The following is an 18280-nucleotide window of genomic DNA, read 5'->3' as shown; positions in this document are numbered from 1 at the left end:
TGCCATCGCCGATCCGGTGTTCGTCCGCCGGGTCGTTTCGCCGCGGGGCATGCGATGAGCGACACGATCCACGCGTGGATCGGCGCGATCGGCGCGCATCCGCTGCTCGTGCTGGCGATCGTGTTCGTGACGGCGTGCGCCGAGGCGATCGCGCTGATCGGCACGGTCGTGCCGGCCGGCGCCGTGATGTTCGCGGCCGGTGCGCTGATCGGCGCGGGCGCGCTCGACGGGTGGACGACGATCGGCGTCGCGGCCGCCGGCGCGGTGCTCGGCGACGGGATCAGCTACGAGCTCGGGCGGCACTATCGCGGGATGATCCGCAACGCCTGGACGCGCTTCGGCCATGCGAACGCCTATGCGCGCGGCGAGGAGTTCGTGCTGCGTCACGGGATGAAGAGCATCGTGCTCGCGCGCTTCCTTGCGCCGGTGCGTGCGGTCGTGCCGGTCGTCGTCGGCTGCGCGACGCTGCCGCGCCGGTCGTTCTATCCGGTCAACGTCGTGTCGGCGCTCGTATGGGCGCCCGTGCACGTCGCGCCGGGCATCCTGTTCGGTGCGTCGGCCGCGCTGGCCGCGGCGATCAGCGTACGGGTCGCCGCGATCCTGCTGGTCGTCGCCGCGCTGGTCGTGCTCGTGTGGATCGGCGTACGCGTCGCGCTGCGGCGCGGCTGGCCGCTGCTGCGCCGCACGCTCGCCGAAGCCGTGCACGCGTGCACGCATCGCTGGCCGCGGTTCGGCGCGCGGCTGCACGACGCGATCGCATACGTGCGCGGCCTGCCGGGCGCGGTGCCCGTGCTCGCGCTGCTGTTCGTCGGCTGCGTGTGGCTGTTCGCGGGGATCGTGCAGGATGTCGTCGCGAACGATCCGCTGATGCACGCGGACATCGCGCTGTATGCGTTCCTGCAGAACCTGCGCACGCCGCCCGTCGATGCCGCGATGAGTGCGCTTGCCGTGCTGCACGGGCACGATACGGGGCTGATCGTCGCGGCCGCGTTTCTGGTCTGGCTGATGATCCATCGCTGCTGGTGGACGTCCGCATGGTGGCTCGCGACAGTCGGTGTCGCCGTCGTGCTCGTGCCGGCGTTCGGCTCGGGCATACCGGGCGCGACGCCTGCGAGCCTGCCGCCCGGCGCGCCGCACGTGCCGCTGCCCGATGCGGACGCCGCGTTCGCGATCCTCGCGAGCAGCGGCATCGGCTGGGTGCTCACGCGTGACCGACCCGCGCTGTGGCGCATTCCGGTCGTGACGGCGGTCGTACTGTGGATCGTGCTCGGCGGTTTCGCGCGGCTGTACGTCGGCGGCACCTGGCTGTCGGGCCTGCTCGGCGGCTGGAGCCTCGGGCTGGCCTGGTTCGCGCTGCTCGCCGGTGCCTATGCGTACTGGCGCGTGCGCGAGCATGTGCAGCCGCGCGGCGCGCTCGTCGCGGTGCTCGTGGTGCTCGCGACGGCCGGCGTATGGCGGGTTCCTGTGCAATGGCAGCTCGATCGCGCGGCGCGCCCGCATGTCGGCGACGTGGTCGCGATGACCGTCGATCAGTGGCTGCGCGGCGGATGGCAGCGCGTGCCGACGCGGCGCACCGAGATCGGCGGCGATCGCGAGGAGTACCTGCCGCTGCAATGGAGTGCGACATCGGACACGCTCGACCGGCATCTTGCGCAGGCCGGCTGGCAGCGCGCGACACCGTGGTCGCCGGCCACCGCGCTGCGCTGGCTGTTGCCGCAGGCGCCGGCCGACGCGCTGCCCGTGCTGCCGCGCTACACGCACGGCGAAAGCACGCGCCGCGTGTTCGTGCGCGTCGATCCGGCCCACCCGGACAGCCGCCTCGTGCTGCGGCTGTGGCGTTATCCGTACGTGCTGCAGGACGCGCTCGGCATGCGGCCGCTGTGGTACGGCGCGCTGTATCGCGAGGCGCTGCACCGGCCGGCGCGGCTGATGACGATCGTGCGCACGACGCCGATCGACGACGCGGCGGCGCTCGCGCAGGCGCTGGCGGTCGAGCCGACGATCGAGCGTCCGCCGGCGGGGATGACGGCCGCGCCGGCCGCGATGCTGCTCGTGTGGATGGTCAGGCCGTGAGGGGGAGCGTGTCGCTCAGGCGTGCGCGGGCTGCGCGGGGACGACGGACAGGCGCAGACCGACGGTCTTGAGCACCGCGAGCAGGGTTTTCAGCGTCGGGTTGCCGTTCGGGGACAGCGTGCGATACAGCGATTCGCGGCTGATGCCGGCTTCGGCCGCGACTGCGCCGAGCCCGCCGTAGGCTTCCGCGACCGTGCGCAGCGCAAGCAGGCCGGCCGCACGATTGTCGGGATCGTCGAGCGATTCCATCGCGACGCGCAGATAGGCGACCGCGAGCTCGCGGTCGGCGCCGAGTTCGGCGACTTCGGCGTCGTGGTGCGATACCGCGCCCTTGAGCTTGTTCATGTTTGCCTCCGTTTCCAGTTCGACCAGTGTTCCTTGGCGCGCCTGATGTCGTCGGGTTGACTGCCCTTGTCGCCGCCGGACAGCAGCAGCACCAGTGCACTGCCGTGCCGCCCGAAGTACACGCGGTAGCCGGCGCCGACATGGACGCGCAGTTCGATCACCCCTTCGCCGACCGGCTCGCAATCGCCGAAGTTGCCGGTCTGCACGCGGCGCAGGCGTTCGCGAATCCGTGCCTGCGCGATCTTGTCGCGTACGGCGTTCAGCCATTCGGTGAAAGGCTCGCGACCGTCGTCACGTTGATAGCGAAGCAGTTCGAACTTGGAAAGCATTGTAACTTATAAGCTACATGAGTGGTGACTGGAATTGGGCCGATCCGCATCGCAGTGGCGCTGCGGCCGACGCGCATGCGGTGTCTTCGTCGTTCGGGGTTTCGGGCAGTGAAGCGGGCTTCCCGGACGACGATCATTCTTTCATCCGGTACGAAGGGTGGCGACTCGGCCGAATGGCCGGTGTCGATGGTGCGATGACGGGGCAGGCGCCGTAGAGGCGGGACGGGAGGGGGACGCAGGGGCCACTGCCGGTGCCGGCGCATTGCGCGTCCGGCGACCGGCAGGCCTTCCGCGTTACTGCTTCGCCGGCGCGATCGTCGCGACCTTGTCGAGCGCGGCCGGTATGTACGCGTCGAGCTGCGTGGTCACCGATTCGTAGAAATCCATCGGCTTGCCCCACGCGTCGGGCACGTCGAGGTGCTTTCCGGTCGCATATTCGGCGAGCGTGAACACCTTGCCGGCAGCCGACGGATAGAGCGCAAGCACCTTCTCCTTGTGCTTGTCGGTCATCGTCAGGATCACGTCGGAATGCCTGACGTCGTTCGCGTTCAACTGCACCGAGCGGTGCGCGGACGTGTCGATGCCGCGCCGCTTCATCAGGATCACGCCGTTTTCTTCGGGCTTTTCGTCATACGGATCCTCGTCGACCGCGCGCGAGATCACCGCGATGTGCGCATGGCGCTGCGCGATCAGCTGGCCCGCGATCGCTTCGGCCATCACGCTGCGCCCGGTGTTGCCCGTGTCGACGAACGCGACTTTCTTCGGTTCGTCGGCGAACGCCGACGTCGCGCACTGGATGCCGACGCAGCACAGCAGCGCCAGCGCATTGAGGGTGTGCCTTCTTTTCATGATGTCTCCGCCAGGTGGGGGCCCCGGCGGCGCGCCGGGGCTTGCGGGAGATCATGACGGCCGCGCGTGGCGGAAAAAAATAAACGGCCGGTTTTCGCAAGACGGTGTCGCTTCGCGGCAAGCGGGCCGCGCGATCGTTTTGCGTTGCCGCTGCATCGTCATGCCGTCGCGGCGACCCGTGCCGACGCGAACCGCGCGAGCGTGCGCAACGCATCGCGCGCCGAGCGAAGGTAAAACGCCTGCAGATGAAACACGTGCCAGCGCGCCGCATGAATTTCCAGCCGGCACGGCACGCCGCACGCGCTCGCATGATCGGCCAGCCGCTGCGCATCCGACAGCAGCACCTCCTGGTCGCCGGCCTGGATCAGCATCGGCGGCAGGCCGCGCAGGTCGGTGTCGAGCGGGCCGCGCGCGGCGGCCGAGCCGGCGCCGTGATACCAGCGCAGCCCCTGTTCGAGCCAGCCGCGCCGGATCATCGGATCGTCGTGGCGGCGCGAGGCGAGTGTCGCGCCGCCGAGCGCCGGGTCGGTCACGGGCGAGATCAGCAGCAGCGCCGCGGCGGCCGGTTCGCCGCGCTCGCGCAGCGCGATCGCGAGCGCGAGTGCCAGTGCACCGCCGGCCGAGTCGCCGGCAATCACGATCCGGTGCGGCGCATGGCCCTGCGCGCGCATCGCGTCGTACACGGCCAGCGCATCGTCGAGCGCGGCCGGGCTCGGGTGCTCGGGCGCGAGCCGGTAATCGGGCACCCACACCGGCAGGCCGGCATCGTTCGCGAGCCGCGTCGTCACGCCGCGATGCGTATGCGGCCCGCCGAGGCAGAACGCCCCGCCATGCAGATACAGGATCGCACCACCCGTATCGCCGCGCTTCGGTGCGACGACTTCGACTGGCACGCGGTGCGCTAACGTGCGGTAGCGCAGCGTGCCGCCTCCGCCGGGCATCAGCGGCGCCAGCAGCGCGACGACGCGGCGCTGCACGCGCGCACCGAACGGCGGCCCGATCAGCGGCCGGAACGCGATACGCAGGAAGCCGCGCAGCGAAGCGGCGGCGAGCGCCTCCAGCCTGCCTGCCGGCGCCGCGACCACCGTGCCGTGCGTCGGCGCGGCCGATTCGGGCAACGGACGCGTGAAGCGGTACGCGGCCATGCCGGTGAAGCGCGTGATCCAGCGGTAGGTCAGCGTGAAGCTCGGCCAGTTCGTGCTGTTGTGCCCTGATGCATCGACGTACCAGCTCTTGCAGCCGCTCCACACCGAACCGGCGAGCCGCTGCTGCACGTGCGCGTTGAAGCGCCGGTAGCGGCGCGCGTCGACGTCGATCTCGCGCGCACCGTCGCGCCGCATCGCCTGCACGCAGCGCATCACGTGCGCGATCTGGCTTTCGAGCATGTAGACGATCGAGTTGTGACCGAGGTTCGTGTTCGGGCCGTACAGCATGAAGAAATTCGGAAAGCCGGGGACGGTGAGCCCGAGATACGCCTGCGCGCCGCGTCGCCACGCGTCGTTCAGGTCGAGCCCGTCGCGGCCCGTGATGCGCATCGGCGACAGGAACTCGGTGGCCGCGAAGCCCGTGCCGTAGATGATCGCGTCGACCGGATGATGCACGCCGTCGACGGTCTCGATCCCGTCCTCGGTCACGCGCCGGATCCGCTGCGTGACGAGCGCGACGTTGTTGCGGCTCATCGTCGCGAGGTACTCGCTCGACAGCAGGAGGCGCTTGCAGCCGATCGGGTAGTCGGGCGTGAGCCGTGCGCGCAACGCGGGGTCCGGCACGTCGCGCGCGAGCAGCTTGCGGAACGGCCGGCCGACCGCCGCTTTCATCAGCCCGTGCAGGCGCGTGAAGGCGATCGCGCGCGATTCGTAGCGCAGGTAGATCGATGCGCGGTGCAGCTTCATCGCCCACGGCATCCGGCGAAACAGCGCCTTTTCCCACGGTCGATACGCGCGATCGGGGCGCGGGATCACGTAGGCCGGCGAACGCTGGAACACGGACAGGTGCTGCACGCTGCCGGCGATCGCCGGGACGAACTGGATCGCCGATGCGCCGGTGCCGACCACGGCCACGCGCTGGCCGGCGAGCGCATGGTCGTGATCCCAGTGCGCGGAGTGGAAGGCGCGGCCGCAGAACGTGTCGATGCCGGGCAGGTCGGGCATTGCCGGACGGCTCAACTGGCCGGTGCCGCTGACGAGCAGCGCCGCGCTGAGCGTCGTGCCGTCGGCGAGCGTGACGTGCCACAGCGCGCGGGCCTCGTCGTAGCGCGCGTGCTCGACTTCGGCGCCGAAGCGCAGGTGGCGCGCGAGGCCGTACTTGCGTGCGCAATGCTGCAGGTACGCATGGATTTCCGGCTGCGGCGCGAACACGCGCGACCAGGCCGGATTCGGTTCGAACGAAAACGAGTACAGGTGCGAGGGCACGTCGCACGCGGCGCCCGGGTAGCTGTTGTCGCGCCAGACGCCGCCGACGTCGTGCGAGCGTTCGACGATAACGAAATCGTGGATGCCGGCGCGTTGCAGCGCGACGGCCATGCCGATGCCGGCGAAGCCGGCGCCGATGATGATCGCCGCCAGCGGTACGGCGGCGTCGGCGGAACGGGAACGGTCAGGCGACAGCATGGCGATTTTCCTCGGGTTGGACGGCATCATGCGTGGCGCACGCGGCAAGAGCGGCGTCGCGATCCTTCGCTATACCGACGGTTTCGGCATGCGACCTTGCGGGTACGCGGCGCACGCCGCGCATCAGGTCGACGGCCTTCTCGGCGATCATGATCGTCGGCGCGTTGGTGTTGCCGCCGATCAGCGTCGGCATCACCGACGCATCGACGATGCGCAGCCCCTGCAGGCCGCGCACGCGCAGTTGCGGATCGACGACGGCCAGTTCATCGTGACCCATCCGGCACGTGCCGACCGGGTGATACACGGTGTCGGTGCGCCGCCGCAGCACGTCGCGGATCTCGTCGTCGGTCGTCACGTTCGCCGTGAACAGGTCGCGCGTGATCCAGCTCGCGAGCGCCGGTGCTTCCATCAACCGGCGCGTGATGCGGAAGCCCGCGACCATGTCGTCGACGTCGCGCGGATCGTCGAAGAACGCGGGATCGATGCGCGGCGCCGCGAGCGGATCGGCGCTGTCCAGCGTGACCGAGCCGCGGCTGCGCGGCCGCAGCAGGCACACGTGGCACGACAGCCCGTGGCCGGCATGCAGCTTGCGCGCGTGATCGTCGACGAGCGCGACGACGAAATGCAGCTGGAGGTCCGGCGCGGCGAGATCGGCACGCGTTTTCAGGAAACCGCCGCCTTCCGCGAAATTCGACGTCAGCATCCCGCGCCGTTCGCGGCGAAAGCGCGCGAACTCGCGCAGCATCCGCAGGCCGCCGCGCGCGGACACGCCCATCGTGTCGACGCTGCGCGTGCGGTAGCCGAAGATGAAATCCGGATGATCCTGCAGGTTGCGGCCGACGCCGGGCAGGTCCGCTTGCACCGCGATGCCGTGCTGCTGCAGTTCGCGACCCGGGCCGACGCCCGACAGCATCAGCAACTGCGGCGTCTGCAGCGCGCCGGCCGCGAGCACGACTTCATGCCGCGCGCGCAGCGTGCGGACCTCGCCGTGCTGCCGCACCTCGACGCCGATTGCGCGAGTGCCGTCGAACAGGATGCGCAGCACCTGCGCGTGCGTCTCGACGGTCAGGTTGTCGCGGCGGCCGAGATGCGGCAGCAGGTATGCGCGCGCCGCGCTCCAGCGTTCGCCGTGCTTCTGCGTGACCTGGTAGATCCCGATGCCTTCCTGCTGCGCGCCGTTGAAATCGTCGGTGAGCGGCAGGCCGGCCTGTTGCGCGGCTTCCAGGTAGCGTGCATGAAACGGGTTGCCGGTGCGCAGGTCGCTGACCCACAGCGGGCCGTCGCGGCCATGCCATGCATCGTCGAAGCGCTCGTTGTGCTCGCTCAGGCGGAAGTACGGCAGCACGTCGTCGTACGCCCAGCCTTCGTTGCCGAGCGCGGCCCAGCCGTCGTAGTCGACGCGATGGCCGCGGATGTAGACCATTGCGTTGATCGCCGACGAGCCGCCGAGCGTCCTGCCGCGCGGCTGGTAGCCGATCCGGCCGCCGAGCCCCGGCTGCGGCACCGTGTCGAACGCCCAGTTGTTCAGGCGGGTCGGCATCATCGCGACCGCGCCGGTCGGCACGTTGACGACCGCGCCGTCGCCGCGGCCGCCGGCCTCGAGCACGCACACGGTCACGGCCGGGTCCTCGGTCAGCCGCCCAGCGACGACGCAGCCGCCCGATCCGCCGCCGACGACGATGTAGTCGAAAGTCTTGCTCATGGAATCGTCTCCTTTCTTCGGTGGTCGGCGGGTCAGGCGGTGCGCGCCGGCATGCGGGCGCAAGCGGTGCGCCGGTGCGCGAGGCGGGCGGCGGGATCGGTCGGGCGACTCGGTTGCATGGTGTCTCCTCCTGGGGCGATGGGGTCGTTCGGGCGACGACTGGATGACGCCGATGGTGCGGGCCGCATGGGAAAACACCAATGCTGCTTGGGGACAATTGTTTTAGTATTTGGGCCAAATCGGCGCTTCGAGGGTTTCTCCGCATGAGCTTCTGGGACTTCACCCGGAGTCCGGCCAGCGCCCGGCTGCTGGTCGATTTCGGCGACGAACGGGGCGTGCCGCACACGGCGCTGCTGGCCGGCACGGGGCTCGCGGACGCGCAGCTCGACGATCCGAAAGTCGAGGTGACGGCCGCACAGGAGCTGCGGCTGACCGGCAACCTCCTGCGTGCGCTCGGCCGCGCGCAGGGCCTCGGCTTCGAGGTCGGCCTGCGCTATCACTTCTCCGCATACGGCGTGTGGGGCTACGGGCTGATCGCGAGCGCGACCGGGCGCGACGCGCTTGCGCTGGCGATGCGCTTCCTGCCGCTCACGTATGCGTACACCGTCATCACGTACCGCGAGGCGCCCGATACGGGCGTGCTCAACTTCGGCGCGCCGGAACTCGACGGCGACTTGAGCCGGTTTCTCGTCGAGCGCGACATGACGGCCGCGGCCGTGCTGCTGCAGGAAATCGCCAGCGGCGATTTCACGTTGTCGCGCTTCACGCTGCAGGCCGCGCGCTCGCCGTCGCTTGCCGCGCCGCGCATCGCCGGTGTGGAGCCGGCGTTCTCGGCGCGCGCGAACAGCCTCGCGTTCGACCGCGCGTTTCTCGACCGGCCGCTGCCGCATGCGAATCCGCTGACGGTGTCGATGTGCGAGCAGATGTGCGGCCAGCTCGTCGAAGCGCGGCGCGCGCGCGTGGGTACGTCGGTGATGGTGCGCCAGTACCTGGGCGCGACGCCCGGCAGCGCGCCGTTCTCGCTGGAGGACATGGCGCGGCTGATGAACACGAGCCCGCGCACGCTCAAGCGCCGGCTGCAGGAGGAGGGCACGACGTTTCGCGCGCTGCTCGCGCAGGCGCGCGGCGCGATGGCCGAGACGCTGCTCGGCGACGCGCGGCTGTCGCTCGCGGAAGTGGCCGAGCGGCTCGGCTTCAGCGACCTGTCGAGTTTTTCGCAGGCGTTCAAGCGCTGGTACGGCGTGCCGCCGGGCGCGTATCGGAGCGCGGCATTGCGAGCGGACGACCGTCGATGAATCGCGGTACGATCGCCGGCGTGCCTGTCGACATCACCCTCACGAGAGAACCCGCATGATCACGATTCGCCCGATGACCGAGGACGATTTCCCGCGCTTCTGGCCGACCTATCGCGCCATCGTCGCTGCTCAGGAAACCTACGCTTTCGATCCGACGCCGACACAGGAAGCGGCACGCGCATTGTGGCTCGCGGCACCGCTCTGCACGTGGATCGCCGAAGAAGACGGCGTCGTGCTCGGTTCGTACTACCTGAAGGCGAACGCGGCGGGGCCCGGCAAGCACGTGAGCAATTGCGGCTACATGGTGAGCGAGGCCGCGCGCGGCCGCGGCGTCGCGCGCCTGATGTGCGAGCACTCGCAGCAGGTTGCGCGCGAGCGCGGTTTCCTCGCGATGCAGTTCAACTCGGTGGTGGCGACGAATGAGGTCGCGGTCGCGCTGTGGCAGAAGCTCGGATTCGAGATCGTCGGCCGGTTGCCGCGCGCCTACCGTCATGCGCGGCTCGGCTTCGTCGACTGCCTCGTGATGTTCAAGTGGCTCGGCGACACGCCTGCCGTCGAAACCTGAGCACGCGGCCAGCCACGTCGTCAGACGGCGAACGCGCCGTCGAACACGATCCGCTCGTCGAGTGCGAGCGTGCCGCGCGCGAAGATCAGGTCGAGGTGGTGGCTGCCGTTTTCACCGCCGCCGAGCCCGAGATGCAGGCCCGGATGGCGTTCCTCGAACCCCGCGTTGCGGCCATAGAGCCCGCGGATGCCGAGGTTCGTGCCGATGCCGAATTCCTCGATGCGCCGGTGATTCGCGTGCCGGTCGAGATAGGTCGAGAAATCGCGCCGAAAGCCGGCATCGTCGGTGTCGAAATCGACGATCGTGCTGTTCTCGACCTGCAGCGTCGCGAGTTGCTCGGCCACCTTGTACTTGATCGCGAACGGCACGGTGCCGAGAAACGTGCCGCTGAACACGACCGAGCCGCTCAGGTCGGTCACGTGCGTCGCGATCTCGCCGGGCACGACGTCGAGATTGCCCATGCCGTCCACGCTCGTCCATTTCTGGTCCGGTGCGAGCGAGCCCGTCAGCGTGTTGCCGGCTTCGTCGATGAAGCGGATCTGCGATGCGTGCGTGGCCGCGTCGATCAGCCGGCCGTTGCGTGCGGCTATGTCGTCGAGCGATTCGGCGAACGCCTCGTCGAGGTGCGGGCCGTAATCCTTGAACAAGACCGACTTGCTCCAGTGCTCGACGATCGCCGGGCGAATCGCGGCGAGGAACGGCGGACCGCTCGGCGACGGTGTCGGCAGGCACGACGAGTCGTACAGCAGTACGAACAGGTCGGCGTCGTTCAGCGCGGCGGCGATGTCGGCGGGTGCGGTGCTTTCGAGGCAGAGGGTCGTGGCGTCGAGCGATTCGGGCAGGGCGGAAAACGCGCGCAACGCGATGTCGCGGTTGCGGGTGTCGTAGCCGACCAGCAGTTTTCCCGATTCGCCGCGGGCCAGCTTGTCGCGCAACGCGGGGTGAAACCCGAGCGCGCGGTGCAGGTTCAGCATGCGTGTCTCCGGAAGCGGCGGAAGGGCCGCGGCCCTTCCGCGAGAACGGGTGGCCCGCTCAGACCGGCCAGAGCGCGGTGCCGAACGGCACCACGGCGTCCTCGACCATCATGTCGACGGCCTCGGGGTGCGTGTCTTCCTGCATCCAGTCAAGCAATTCGATCTGCTGGGTGTCCTGCATGTCAATTCTCCTGTGGTGAACATGAGTGATTCAACATGGAAGCGCGGTAAAAAACATTCCCGCTCCTCGTTCAGCATTTTGTGAATGCCGGACAAGTGGCGTCGATATTAGTCTGACGAATTTGCGAATGCAATGCGTTGCAAGGATTTTAGCCAGGGCGTGCTAAACACGCGGAATTTCCCGTCCGTCGCGTTTTCGACGCGAATAAGCTGAATCATGAGCGGCGCCGAATTTTTATCGAATATTGGGGCCGTGATCGATTGCTTGATTAACGCGATTTTTCGAATCGGGAATCCAATTGCATCGATCGTTTCTCTTTTCGTCATTCACGAACGATGCATGCGCCGCGGGACCGTTGCCGGCTTCAGCCCAACAGGGCCTTGCCGAGCGGCTTGACCGGCTCGGACCGGAGTACGAGGGAAGTCGTGACCGCGCCGAAGCGGGCGATTGCGTCGATGAGGGTCTCCAACTGGCCGGGCGTCGGCACGAGCACCTTCAGCAAGAAGCAGTCCTCGCCGGTCATGCGATGAATCTCGATGACGTGCGGCATCTCGGCGAACGCACTCAACGCCGGTTTGATGTGTTCGTGCGTCGTTTTCAGCCGGATGATGGCCATCATCCCCAACCCGAGCGCGACGGGATCGATCCGCGCGGTGTAGCCGGCGATGATGCCGCGCTCCTCCAGGCGCTTGACGCGCTCCGACGTCGCCGGCTGCGACAGGCCGATGCGCCGGCCGACTTCGGACAACGGCGTGCGCGCATTCTCCTGCAACGCTTCGATGATCGAAATATCCAGGCGATCCAGTTCTCCATCGGGCATCTCGGTGTTCCTGTTCCGTTGATTCATCGGAATTCTGTCCCAATATCCGATGACTTGCCATTCCGTGCGGAAGCCCGGCGGGTCAGACTGGGAGCCCTCATGTTCAGGGAGACGGGAATGGATCGAAGCATCGTCATCGTGCCGGGGATCGGCAACTCGGGAGCGGATCACTGGCAGACCCACTGGGAGGCGGCGTTTCCACATGCCGCGCGAATCGCGCCGGCGTCGTGGGACACCCCCGACTTGACGGACTGGATCGGGGCGCTGGATGCGGCCGTCGCGGAGGCCGGGACGCCGCCGATCGTGGTGTGTCATTCCCTCGGGTGCCTGTTGTTCGCGCATTGGCGTGGCGCCGCAACGCGCGCTGTGCACGGGGCGTTTCTCGTGGCCGTGCCGGATCCGGACGGTCCGCGTTTTCCGGTCGAGGCCCGGGCGTTCGCACGTGTGCCGGATGAGGATTTCGGCAACCGGCCGGTGGTGGCGATCGCCAGTTCGGACGATCCGTATGACCCGTCCGGGCGAGCCATCGCATGGGCGGCGGCACGCGGCGCGACGCCGCTGGTGCTCGGCACGCGTGGCCATTTGAACGCGGCTTCCGGGGTGGCGCAGTGGCATGAGGGGCGCGCGCTTTTCACCGCGTTTGCCGCCGGACTGGGCGCGTAGCGCACGCGTGCCGGGCGCGCGGCCGGTCAAGTATCATGGGCCGATCGGCGCACCGGTTCCGGCCATCGGGATCGACGCCCACCACAACACGGTTTCCGTATCGGCCACGCCACGCGCGCCGTCGGTGCGGGCCCGAGGTCCGCACCGGCCTCGAACGACGATGGAGACACCGCGATGCGCGCAGCGCCGCAACCGGAGCATGCCGGCCCCTCGCGGCCGGACGCCGGCACAACCGATCCCGACCGCATGGCCGCGTGGCGGCTCGCGATCGGCCTGTCGCTCGGCAGCGCGATCGCACTCGGCCTCGCGCGCTTTTCGTATGCGTTGCTGCTGCCGCCGATGAAGGCCGATCTCGGCTGGACGTTCGCGCAGGCCGGTGCGTTGAACACCGCGAACGCGGCCGGCTACCTGATCGGTGCGCTCGCGTTTCCGTTGCTGTCGCGGCGCTGGCGCGCGGGCACGCTGCTGGCGGCCGGCTGCGTACTGACCGTGGTGCTGATGGCGACGTGCGGGCTCACGCCGGGCATGCACGCGCTGCTCGTGCAGCGGCTGGCAACGGGTGTCGGAAGCGCGTTGATCTTCATCAGCGGCGGCGTGCTGGCCGCGCGGCTCGCGTCGGCGTCGCCGCGCGATGCGGGGCTGCTGCTCGGCCTCTATTACGGCGGCACGGGGTGGGGCATCGTCGCGTCGTCGCTGCTCGTGCCGGCCACGCTCACGCAGGGCGTGCACGGCTGGCAGCCGGCATGGTTCGCGCTCGCGGCCGCATGCGTGCTGTTCTCGGCGGTGGCCGTGTCGGCCGCGCGCCGCATCGAGCATGGGCATGCGGCGCCGGCCAGGCCGCAAGGCGCGGTGCCCGCGCCAACCGCGAGCGCGGCCCGCTTCGCACTCGCGCTGGCCGGCTACGGCCTGTTCGGTGTCGGCTATATCGGCTACATGACGTTCATCGTCGCGCTGCTGCGCGGCGCGGGCATGAACGGCACGGTCGTCTCGGCGTTCTACGTGATGCTGGGTGTCGCGACCGTCGTGTCGGCGCGGCTGTGGTCGGCGCTGCTCGACCGGATGCGCGGCGGCCAGGCGCTCGCCGTGCTCAACGCACTGCTCGGCATCGCGACGCTGATGCCCGCGATGTTCGTGCACCCGGCCGCCGCGTTTGCGTCGGGCGTGCTGTTCGGCGCGACGTTCCTGTCGGCCGTCGCGTCGACGACGGCCTTCGTGCGACACAACCTGCCGCCCGACGGCTGGGCGAAGGGGATCAGCGCGTTCACGACGGTGTTTGCATTCGGCCAGATCGCGGGGCCGGTCGCGATCGGCTGGGTGTCGGACAGCGCGGGGCTCGCGCGCGGGCTCGTGTATTCGGCGCTGACGCTGTTCGCGGGTGCGGCGCTCGCGGCCGGGCAGCGCGCATTGCGGCCGCCCGCGTAGTCACGCGAACGTCACCGCACGCAGGCGGTGCGCGACACGCGATGAAACGCACGGCTGAAGTAGATGAGACTGTCGCCGTCGTCGCGCACGCGGATCGACGTCGCCTCGATGAACATCACCGAATGCGAGCCGACCTTCTTCATCTCGGCGATCGTGCCCTGCAGGCTCGCGAGCGCGTCGCGCAGCACGGGTACGTCCTGCTCGCCCCGATCCCACACCGGCAGGTCGAAACGCCGCTCCATCGGCAGGTCGGTGAGCCCTGCGAAGTGTCGTGCGAGCTGCTCGTGCTCGGCCGGCAGCACGTTGATGCAGACATGGCGGTTGCGCTCGAAGGTCGCGTGCATCGCGCTCGACCGGTTCAGGCACACGAGCAGCGTCGGCGGCGCATCGGTGACGGAGCACACGGCGCTCGCGGTGATCCCGCAGCGGCCGTGCGGCCCGGCCGTGGTGATCACGTTGACGGCTGCGCCGAGGTGGGCCATCGCCTGGCGGAAGGCCTTCTGCGCGTCGGTCGGTTCGACGCGGGCCGGTCGCTGGATATCGGTCATGGAAGACATGGGCGCTCCTGGTTGGACGAGAGCGGCGATTGCACAACGCTGCTTGGGCAGCGCCGGATCGCCGACGATGACCCAAGCGTACGTCGCGAAAATGCGGCCGACCATTCGCACGATTGACGATGAAGATGGCGTTCTCGCCAACGCGTCTAAAGGTTCTACCTAGATGCGCGCCGCATGGCCCGGAAAAAAACCGCGATTGTGCATTCATGCAGCACGTGAAGGGGTTTCCAGCGGGTTTTCGGCTCGTTATGATGTGCCGCACACCCCCAGCGAACGACGCACGCGGCATGCCGGCCACCGGCCTCTCGCGCAGCGCGTGCGATACCCATACCGATATTCAGCGAGACACCCGCGATGACGACGTCACCCGCACCGATCGTATACATCGTCGACGACGACAGCGGCATGCGGACGTCGCTCGCATGGTTGCTCGAATCGGTCGGCATCGCGTCCGAAGGGTTCGCGAACGCGGCCGATTTTCTCGCGCGCTTCGACGTGAACCTGCCCGCGTGCCTCGTGCTCGACGTGCGGATGCCGGAGAAAAGCGGCTTCGACGTGCAGGCCGAACTGAATGCGCGCGGCGCGACGCTGCCGGTGATCTTCGTCAGCGGGCACGGCGACATTCCGATGTCGGTGCGCGCACTGCAGAACGGCGCGATCGATTTCGTAGAGAAGCCGTACAACTCGCAGCAGATGCTCGAACGCGTGCAGCGCGCGCTGCGGCTCGCGCAGCAGCGGCATGCGGTGAGCCAGCGTCACCGCGAGCTGCGCCAGCGGCTCGATGCGCTGACCGCGCGCGAGAAGGAAGTGCTGCGCGGCGTCGTGGACGGCAAGGGCAGCAAGCAGATCGCGGCGGACCTGTCGATCAGCGTGAAGACCGTCGACGTGCATCGCGCGAGCATCAAGGAGAAGCTCGGCGCGACGTCGATCGCCGCGCTCGTGCGCGACGTGATGGTCGTGTGGGGCGACGACGGCGAGTCGTCGCGATGAGGCGCCGGCGGGCTCAGCGCATGTACAGCCCGCCGTTGATGTCCCAGCATGCGCCGTTCGCGAAATGCGCATCGCCCGATGCGAGCAATACGGCGGCATCCGCCACGAAGCCGGCCGATCCGAGCTTGCCGCCCGGCAGGCTCGCCAGCACCTGGCGCAGCTTTTCCGGCGCGACGCTTTCATACACGATCGGCAGGTCGAGCGGGCCCGGCGAGATCGCGTTGACGGTCACGCCCTGCGCGGCGAGATCGCGTGCGAACACCTTGGTCAGCGTCAGCGTGCCGCCTTTCGCGGCCGCGTAGTGCGCGCCCGTCGCCGAGCCGCCGTTCTGCCCCGCGAGCGACGCGATGTTGACGATGCGGCCCGCGCCGCGTTCCGCGAAATACCGGCCGAACACCTGGCAGCCGAACAGCACGCTGCGCAGGTTCACGTCGATCACCTGGTCGAACTGCTCGGCCGTGATCTCCATTATCGGCACCACCTTCGACGCGCCCGCATTGTTGACGAGCACGTCGATCGTGCCCCAGCGCGCGACGAGTGCATCGCGCGCGGCTTCGAAATCGCGTTTCGACGTGACGTCGAGCGGCAGCGCGATCGCGCGTTCACCGCTCGGGTCGAGGTCGCGTGCATGCGCGTGAATGGCGTCGGCGGCGATATCGGCCAGTGCGACGCGGTAGCCGGCTGCATGAAAGCGCTCGGCGATGACGGCGCCGAGCCCGCGCGCGGCGCCGGTGACGAGGACGACTCGATCTGACATGGTGTGTGGTTCCCAGGTTCGCGGGCGCACGCCGGTTGAAGCGGCGCCCGCATCGTGATTCATGCGGCGAGTGCCGCTTCGAAATGTGCAGCGATCGCGCAGACCTGTTCGTCCGCGCCCTTGCGCCCGACGATCTGCAGCCCGGCCTTCAGCGGCGAGCCGGCGAGCGGCAGCGGCAGGCTGAGCGCCGGATGGCCGCTCAGGTTGAACGGCCGGATCAGCGACGACATCGCGATGACCGACATGCCGTCGCGTGCCTGCTGCAGCGTGATCGGCAATGCGGGCAGCGTCGGCAGCACGAGCACGTCCGCGTGGTCGAGCGCCGCATCGACCTGCGCGGTGAAGCGTGTGCGGACGGCCTCGGCGTCCTCGATTGCCGCGGGTGTCGTCGTCGCGGCCGTGCGCAGGCGCGCGTCGAGATCGGCGCCGAGCCGGCCGGTTTCGACCAGATGACCGAACGCGCGGGACGTTTCCGCATTGATGACGGTGAGCCCCGCGGCGAACGAGGCCGGCATGGCGTCGAGCACGACCTCGTGCGAGCGCAGGCCCGATGCACGAACGGCCGCATCGAGCGCGGCGGCGATCGCAGGATCGGCTTCGACGGTGATGCGCGCAACCGTGCAACCCGACGCGGAGACAGTGGCTTGCGCACGATCGAAGCCCGGCGCGATCGCGGCCATCACTGCGACGAGCGTGCGGATATCGCGGGCGAACGGCCCGACGCAATCGAGCGTCGTGTCGGCGGGCGCGACGCCGCGTCGCGATACGCGGCCGAACGTCGGCTTCAGCCCCGCCACGCCGCAGCACGCAGCGGGCCCGCGAATCGAGCCGCCGGTATCGGTGCCGAGCGCCGCGTCGACGGCGCCGAGCCCGACGAGCGATGCGGAGCCGCTCGACGAGCCGCCGGGAATGCGCGCGGGATCTTGCGGATTGACGGGCGTACCCGTGTAGTCGTTGATGCCGGTCATCCCGAACGCGAGTTCGTGCATGTTCGCCTTGCCGGCGATCTGCCAGCCGGCGTCGAGCAGCAAGCGGACCACGTCCGCATGCCGGGCGGCCGGCGGTGCGCCGGCGAGCGCGCGGCTCGCCGCGCGGGTCGGGTGGCCTGCGATGTCGATCGTGTCCTTGATCGCGATCGTGGGGCCGGGGCCGCCGAGCGTGAAGGTGTCGATGAAGCCTGTCATGGTCGGTATCGTGCGAAAGCAGGGGGAAGCATCAGGACCGTGGCGCGGCGGCGAGCGGCCAGGGGCCGTCGAGCACGCGCTCGGTGCGGAAATGGCGGATCAGCCACGCGGAGCCATTGGCGGCCGGCGCGAAATCGACGGTCAGCCGCGCGGCGATCAGTTCGGCCGTGCCGCTCGCATAGCGCGATGCCTGCAGCATGATCCAGCGGCCGCGCGCGCTCGCGTTGCCGGCGCCGATCTCGATCGATTCCGACGTCAGGAAGTGCAGGTTCGCCGAGAAATGCGGATCGGGCGGCAGGTAGCGGCCGAGCATCGCGACGATCGCGGCCGTGCCTTCGAGGCGGCCGAACTTCTGCGCGTACTGCGGGCCGATGCCTTCCCACACCGCGTCGGCGGCGAACAGCTCGGCGAGCGACGGGCCGTCACCGGCATCCTCGGGCACGTCGCACAGCGCCATGTAGCGCGTGATCGTCGCGCGCACCGCGCGCTCGGCGTCGAGCGCCGCCATGCGCTGGACGAGCGCGTCGATCAGCTCCGGTGACAGGTCGGCCATCGCGCGCCTCACGCGGCGGGCTTCGCGGCCGGCGGCACGGCCAGCGCGCGGCCGACGCGTGCCTCGATCTTGCCGTAGCGCCACAGGTTGTATTCGCCGACGGGCGTCGTGCGGTACAGGTTGCACACGGCGACCGTCGTGTCGAAATCGGCGACGTCGGCCATGATGTAGAAGGTCCACGGCGCGCCGTCGGCCTGGCCGACCACGAGGCGGTCGTCGTCCATCACGCCGAGCACGCGCACGCCGGGCATCGCCTCGACGGCCGCGAGCATCGCGCCGTACGCCTGCCACACTTCGCCGATTTTCTCGCGCGGCAGGTCGAAGAAGTTCTGCGACACGCCGCAGCAGAACAGGACGCGCAGCGGCAGCGGATTCGAATCGGACATATCAGGTTCTCCAGAGGAATCGGTGG

General features: G+C 69.3%; 19 protein-coding genes. 6 read left to right on the top strand and 13 right to left on the bottom strand.

The genetic code is table 11. The features are described from left to right. Positions 1–54: 54 nt before the first annotated feature. Positions 55–2073 (top strand): LssY C-terminal domain-containing protein, encoded by a 2019-nt coding sequence (locus DIE03_RS14215; RefSeq protein ID WP_124451269.1) that lies wholly within the window; start codon positions 55–57, stop codon positions 2071–2073. Between the two features lie 15 nt (positions 2074–2088). Here DIE03_RS14215 and DIE03_RS14210 read toward each other — a convergent pair whose 3' ends face one another. The 5 genes from DIE03_RS14210 to DIE03_RS14190 all read right to left on the bottom strand — a co-directional run bounded on the left by DIE03_RS14210 (position 2089) and on the right by DIE03_RS14190 (position 7907). Further along, positions 2089–2418: a DNA-binding protein gene (locus DIE03_RS14210; protein WP_047901651.1), complete on the bottom strand. Its 330-nt coding sequence runs from the start codon at positions 2416–2418 to the stop codon at positions 2089–2091. Next, complete coding sequence (locus DIE03_RS14205) at positions 2415–2747, bottom strand: type II toxin-antitoxin system RelE/ParE family toxin (protein ID WP_124451266.1); 333 nt, start codon at positions 2745–2747, stop codon at positions 2415–2417. Before DIE03_RS14205 ends, DIE03_RS14210 begins: the two co-directional genes overlap by 4 nt. Before the next feature lie 294 nt (positions 2748–3041). After that, positions 3042–3596, bottom strand: a complete 555-nt coding sequence (locus tag DIE03_RS14200; protein ID WP_124451265.1) for a protein tyrosine phosphatase — start codon at positions 3594–3596, stop codon at positions 3042–3044. A gap of 158 nt (positions 3597–3754) precedes the next feature. Next, positions 3755–6205: an alpha/beta hydrolase fold domain-containing protein gene (locus DIE03_RS14195; RefSeq protein WP_124451263.1), complete on the bottom strand. Its 2451-nt coding sequence runs from the start codon at positions 6203–6205 to the stop codon at positions 3755–3757. Beyond that, a complete protein-coding gene (locus DIE03_RS14190) occupies positions 6192–7907 on the bottom strand; it encodes a GMC family oxidoreductase (protein ID WP_124451261.1) in 1716 nt (571 codons plus the stop codon). Before DIE03_RS14190 ends, DIE03_RS14195 begins: the two co-directional genes overlap by 14 nt. Positions 7908–8170: 263 nt before the next feature. Between DIE03_RS14190 and DIE03_RS14185 the strand changes: the two genes are divergently transcribed. Further along, positions 8171–9202 (top strand): AraC family transcriptional regulator, encoded by a 1032-nt coding sequence (locus tag DIE03_RS14185; protein WP_124451259.1) that lies wholly within the window; start codon positions 8171–8173, stop codon positions 9200–9202. Positions 9203–9257: 55 nt separating this feature from the next. After that, positions 9258–9767, top strand: a complete 510-nt coding sequence (locus DIE03_RS14180; protein ID WP_124451257.1) for a GNAT family N-acetyltransferase — start codon at positions 9258–9260, stop codon at positions 9765–9767. Between the two features lie 20 nt (positions 9768–9787). Here the strand turns inward: DIE03_RS14180 and DIE03_RS14175 are convergent, their stop codons facing one another. The 3 genes from DIE03_RS14175 to DIE03_RS14170 all read right to left on the bottom strand — a co-directional run bounded on the left by DIE03_RS14175 (position 9788) and on the right by DIE03_RS14170 (position 11742). Beyond that, positions 9788–10741, bottom strand: coding sequence for a leucyl aminopeptidase (locus DIE03_RS14175; RefSeq protein ID WP_124451255.1), 954 nt, complete (start codon positions 10739–10741; stop codon positions 9788–9790). Between the two features lie 58 nt (positions 10742–10799). Next, positions 10800–10922: a hypothetical protein gene (locus tag DIE03_RS38735; protein ID WP_006766865.1), complete on the bottom strand. Its 123-nt coding sequence runs from the start codon at positions 10920–10922 to the stop codon at positions 10800–10802. Between the two features lie 364 nt (positions 10923–11286). Next, on the bottom strand, positions 11287–11742 hold the full coding sequence (locus DIE03_RS14170; protein WP_124451589.1) for an Lrp/AsnC family transcriptional regulator: 456 nt from the start codon (positions 11740–11742) through the stop codon (positions 11287–11289). 117 nt (positions 11743–11859) lie between these two features. On the opposite strand from DIE03_RS14170, the gene DIE03_RS14165 reads away from it, so the two are divergent. Together DIE03_RS14165 and DIE03_RS14160 are read left to right on the top strand one after the other, a co-directional pair. Beyond that, positions 11860–12405 carry an alpha/beta hydrolase gene (locus tag DIE03_RS14165; RefSeq protein WP_124451253.1) on the top strand — a complete coding sequence of 182 codons (546 nt, stop codon included), beginning with the start codon at positions 11860–11862 and terminating at the stop codon, positions 12403–12405. 174 nt (positions 12406–12579) lie between these two features. Then, on the top strand, positions 12580–13827 hold the full coding sequence (locus DIE03_RS14160; RefSeq protein ID WP_124451251.1) for a YbfB/YjiJ family MFS transporter: 1248 nt from the start codon (positions 12580–12582) through the stop codon (positions 13825–13827). 11 nt (positions 13828–13838) lie between these two features. Here DIE03_RS14160 and hpaC read toward each other — a convergent pair whose 3' ends face one another. Further along, a complete protein-coding gene (hpaC, locus tag DIE03_RS14155; protein WP_124451249.1) occupies positions 13839–14384 on the bottom strand; it encodes a 4-hydroxyphenylacetate 3-monooxygenase, reductase component in 546 nt (181 codons plus the stop codon). A gap of 354 nt (positions 14385–14738) precedes the next feature. Here hpaC and DIE03_RS14150 point away from each other — a divergent pair, with 354 nt between their 5' ends. Further along, positions 14739–15374: a response regulator transcription factor gene (locus tag DIE03_RS14150; RefSeq protein WP_124451247.1), complete on the top strand. Its 636-nt coding sequence runs from the start codon at positions 14739–14741 to the stop codon at positions 15372–15374. 13 nt (positions 15375–15387) lie between these two features. Here DIE03_RS14150 and DIE03_RS14145 read toward each other — a convergent pair whose 3' ends face one another. From DIE03_RS14145 to DIE03_RS14130, 4 genes are read right to left on the bottom strand one after another with little or no spacing between them, the layout of a single operon-like run. After that, positions 15388–16131: an SDR family NAD(P)-dependent oxidoreductase gene (locus DIE03_RS14145; protein ID WP_124451245.1), complete on the bottom strand. Its 744-nt coding sequence runs from the start codon at positions 16129–16131 to the stop codon at positions 15388–15390. A 59-nt stretch (positions 16132–16190) separates the two neighbouring features. After that, positions 16191–17315 (bottom strand): amidase, encoded by a 1125-nt coding sequence (locus tag DIE03_RS14140; RefSeq protein ID WP_124451244.1) that lies wholly within the window; start codon positions 17313–17315, stop codon positions 16191–16193. Positions 17316–17346: 31 nt separating this feature from the next. Continuing rightward, complete coding sequence (locus DIE03_RS14135) at positions 17347–17868, bottom strand: nuclear transport factor 2 family protein (RefSeq protein WP_124451242.1); 522 nt, start codon at positions 17866–17868, stop codon at positions 17347–17349. 8 nt (positions 17869–17876) lie between these two features. Beyond that, positions 17877–18254, bottom strand: a complete 378-nt coding sequence (locus DIE03_RS14130; protein ID WP_124451240.1) for a hypothetical protein — start codon at positions 18252–18254, stop codon at positions 17877–17879. Between the last annotated feature and the right edge of the window lie 26 nt (positions 18255–18280).

The sequence above is a fragment of the Burkholderia sp. Bp8992 genome (assembly GCF_003853705.1).
GTDB lineage: Bacteria > Pseudomonadota > Gammaproteobacteria > Burkholderiales > Burkholderiaceae > Burkholderia.
This window is presented reverse-complemented; position numbering and strand designations above follow the sequence as displayed.